Here is a 1,926-nt window from a genome sequence, read left to right as displayed (position 1 = left end):
ATATATCCTATTATAAAATTATAGTGAATAAATTAAAAAACGTTCTTAAAAAAAGAGTCATTTTTTGGGTGGATTTTAATTATACAACTAACTATAAACACTCACTTTATTCCTGACTTGATATTAATAATAAAACTAAAATCTTATATTTTTTTCAGCATCGCCCCCAAATTTTTACCCTTAACTATATCTTCTATTTATAGCAGCAAATCTTTTTATTTTTTCTACCACTTTTTGTACCAATACTTATTAAAAGAATATTTTACAAACATTATTTACTTTATAAAGCTTCGTTCACCGCATTGAATGCATCCACTCTACCATGCCCAAACCAAGAGACTCCATGTTCCATCACAACTTCCAATATCAATAAATGCCCCTTTATCAAATGGACTTGGTGGCATCTTTAATTTAGAAGCGGTGCTTTTTAGGATAGAAATTATATTTAGAGCTGTTAATTCAGGATTCGCTGAAATAGTTTAAGCAGCAATTCCCGCTACTAAGGGAGTGGCACTAGAAGTACCTCCAAAACGACTTGTTACGTTTTCTGATATACAAGCTCCATGCAAAACGGGGATAGATCCAGTTGCTGTTGTAATTGATATTCCTGTAATAGTCATTAGAAAATATTCGTGCAGCTTACTACTAGCCGCTGATATTGAAAAGTCAAAAGCATAAATTGATTATAATTTCTTAATAGAAAAAAATATTCCCTCCCATTTTATTAATATAACTTTAGAATAAAAAACAAAACACAGATAATACTATATTCTGTTTAAATAAATTTTTAGGAGCTGTTAGCAATGCCGTTAAAAAATTATGGAGTTTTAAAAGGTCAAGTTGTAGGATATACCCCTCCTGACAATCAGGATAGTACACCTCATTTTACAGTTAATATCTCAGATAATAATAACCGTGAATACGAAATTATTATTAATGTCAAATCAAAAGAAAGACCATCAGAGTTATTGTATTATGCAGGTAAAAATTTTCATTCTGAGCAAATTACAAACCTACCTAACTTAAATTACGGCTTCACAAACATTACTAGTAATAATAGAGAAATTGCACTTGATTATATTCGAGGTAATTTACTTGACCGTTGTAAATTAGTCCCACTTCCAGTAACTGCACCTGGTGAGGATAACGATTTGCAAGATAAATTTTTAAATTACATGAAAACATCTGAAAATAATCCAAAAGTTGATATTTATGCATATGGTGAAGAAATCCCTCCTGGAATTCATGATGTCCACATGAACCAAGGAAATGTAGGAAGTTTTAAAAAAGATGACGGCATTTGGCAAGATGGTGGAGTACTTTTCCATTATAAAGACACTGATAAATGGGAAGCTGTCTTTTTAGCGTTCCAGTCACAGTCATGGTGTACAGATGACTCAGGCCATGCAATTAAACCTGTTGAGGATTGTAATTACAAAAGCGATTGTTAGTAATAAAGTTTAGAAATATATTCCTATTAAAAATTAAGAGGTGGTGTAAACTTACACTATCTCTTTTCTGAAATCCAAATAATTTGGGTTATCATTATGTATCTGTTGCTCAAAAGAAAAATAGCATTCAGATTAAAGAGTATTAAAAATATATCATTTACCTTGCATCAAGATAATTTGGCACAAATCCAATTTATTTATTGCTCAAATACTTAAATCTTATTATTAAATTATTAATAATATAATAAAAGAATGTACAATTAATATTATTTTATTATATTATAAGTGTCAAACCTTTTTGGTAGCAAGGTTCTTAGTATAAAAATTAAAATTCACTTTAATGTTAATGAACAAAAAGAATTATTAATATTCTAGTTCCTTCACTGTAACCAAGGATATTCATAAGTAACCCTATAAAATTATTCAATAAATTATACGAATGTAAGCATACGATTATGAAGAAAGGGCTATTACG

The 1,926-nt window shown here is 29.4% G+C and carries 2 protein-coding genes; both read left to right on the top strand.

What is annotated here, in order from left to right; all coding sequences use genetic code 11:
* Window positions 1-507 precede the first annotated feature (507 nt).
* Window positions 508-678 (top strand): hypothetical protein, encoded by a 171-nt coding sequence (locus tag GBN78_RS30520; RefSeq protein WP_193224777.1) that lies wholly within the window; start codon window positions 508-510, stop codon window positions 676-678.
* Window positions 679-803: 125 nt separating this feature from the next.
* Complete coding sequence (locus tag GBN78_RS29615) at window positions 804-1,451, top strand: YukJ family protein (protein ID WP_001128579.1); 648 nt, start codon at window positions 804-806, stop codon at window positions 1,449-1,451.
* Window positions 1,452-1,926: the final 475 nt, after the last annotated feature.

The sequence above is a fragment of the Bacillus sp. B2-WWTP-C-10-Post-4 genome (genome assembly GCF_009183805.1).
In the GTDB taxonomy this organism is placed as follows: Bacteria; Bacillota; Bacilli; order Bacillales; family Bacillaceae_G; genus Bacillus_A; species Bacillus_A cereus.
Note: the sequence above shows the minus strand (reverse complement) of the source record. Positions and strands in the feature narration are given on the sequence as shown.

Bases quoted from the DNA above. Each gene is read 5' to 3' on its own strand.
- GBN78_RS29615 (WP_001128579.1), top strand. From the start codon at position 804: ATGCCGTTAAAAAATTATGGAGTTTTAAAAGGTCAAGTTGTAGGATAT.